General features: G+C 50.5%; 1 protein-coding gene. It reads left to right on the top strand.

Annotation, left to right across the window (positions count from 1 at the left end; genetic code table 11):
* The first annotated feature begins 124 nt into the window (after nucleotides 1–124).
* Complete coding sequence (locus MJ768_RS07845) at nucleotides 125–1384, top strand: integrase catalytic domain-containing protein (protein WP_239289923.1); 1260 nt, start codon at nucleotides 125–127, stop codon at nucleotides 1382–1384.
* Nucleotides 1385–1561: the final 177 nt, after the last annotated feature.

The following is a 1561-nucleotide window of genomic DNA, read 5'->3' as shown; positions in this document are numbered from 1 at the left end:
AGCCTTATCCAATGTGGTATGAGCCTGAACGAAAGCCGTATTTCCAACGAGGAATGAGTCTGAAGCGAGGAATCTGAGGCCGATTTAAAGATGTGGGTTGATCATTACAAGGATGATGATCAACATGAACGAAACACGGCTTTGTACGATTGAACAGATCGAGCAATTTCTCAATGGCTGCACCCAAATTGAGTTCACAAAGTCTGGTGACGACAGCGAGCGCTACGAGCACATTAGCCGCGTGCTCAAGCGCTTTGACTACCCCAGACAAGGCAAGCGAGAGAAAGGTGTGCTGCTGAAGTATCTGCAAGTCACCAGCGGCTACAGCCGAGCGCAAGTCACCCGTCTGGCCACGCAGTGGTTCACAAACCGTTTAGCTACTATACCCCTGTCCAAACGCTATCGTGCGCCTGCGGCTCCCTTTGCGCGCAAATACACGGCTATCGATATCGCACTGCTCGTCGAGATGGACAAAGCCAATGAAGACGTGTGTGGCCCGGCAATAGCGCACCTCTTGCAGCGTGCTTACAGCGTCTATGGCGATACACGCTATGAGCGACTGTCTACGCTGTCTGTTTCGCACCTGTACAACCTGCGCAAAAGCACGGGTTATAAAGCCTTGCGGGTGATTTTCATCAAGACCCATCCGGTGCGCAATTCCATCGGAGTACGCAAAGTGCCACGCCCCAACGGGAGGGTCGGTTTTGTGCGTATCGACACCGTCCACCAGGGCGATCTTGACGGCATAAAGGGCGTGTATCACATCACCTGCGTTGACTCCGTGAGCCAGTGGCAAGTCGAGGCGTGCGTGCAGGGTATTAGCGAGGCATTTTTGTTGCCCGTACTGGCGTTAATCATCGAACAGTTTCCATTTGTGATTTTGGGCTTTCACTCGGACAACGGTTCCGAGTACATCAACGGCCCAGTGGCGAGAATCCTTGAGAAACTGCGCATCGAACAAACCAAATCGCGCTCGCGCCACAGTAACGATAACGCGCTGGCAGAGAGCAAGAATGCCAGTGTGGTGCGCAAGCACATGGGCTACGAACATATCCCCCAGAAGTACGCCAAACCCATCAATGCGTTCTATCAGGAAACGTTCAATCCATGGCTCAATTTTCACCGCCCATGCATGTTTGCGACCGAGATCATTAGCCCGAAAGGCAAAATCATAAAGCGCTATAAAGACGAGGATGTGAAGACTCCGCTGGAGTGCTTGGTGCAGTTGAAGGCAAAGGGTTTGGTCACCCTCAAAAAGGGCGTCACGCTGGAAGCTTTGCAGGCGCTGGCGAAGTCTAAAACAGACCTGGCTGCGGCTCAGGAAATGCAACGCGCCAAGAGTGAATTATTTGAAAGTTTTGTAAAACCAAAACGCCAGGCATAACTGATCGAAAAACGACACCGGAAAAGCACCAATTCTTGAGACTAGAATCATAAAAAAATAAACTCAAAACCGATTAGCAAAAATCCATTAAACTTTATTTTTAACCCGACCAACCCGCACCATCAAATCACCAAGTCCGTAACCGCTTCAGGCTCATACCTGAATTGGAAAATACTG

The organism is Candidatus Nitrotoga sp. 1052, assembly GCF_927312905.1.
In the GTDB taxonomy this organism is placed as follows: domain Bacteria; phylum Pseudomonadota; class Gammaproteobacteria; order Burkholderiales; family Gallionellaceae; genus Nitrotoga.
The sequence above is the reverse complement of the archived record's forward strand: the minus strand, read 5'-3'. Positions and strand labels throughout refer to the sequence as shown.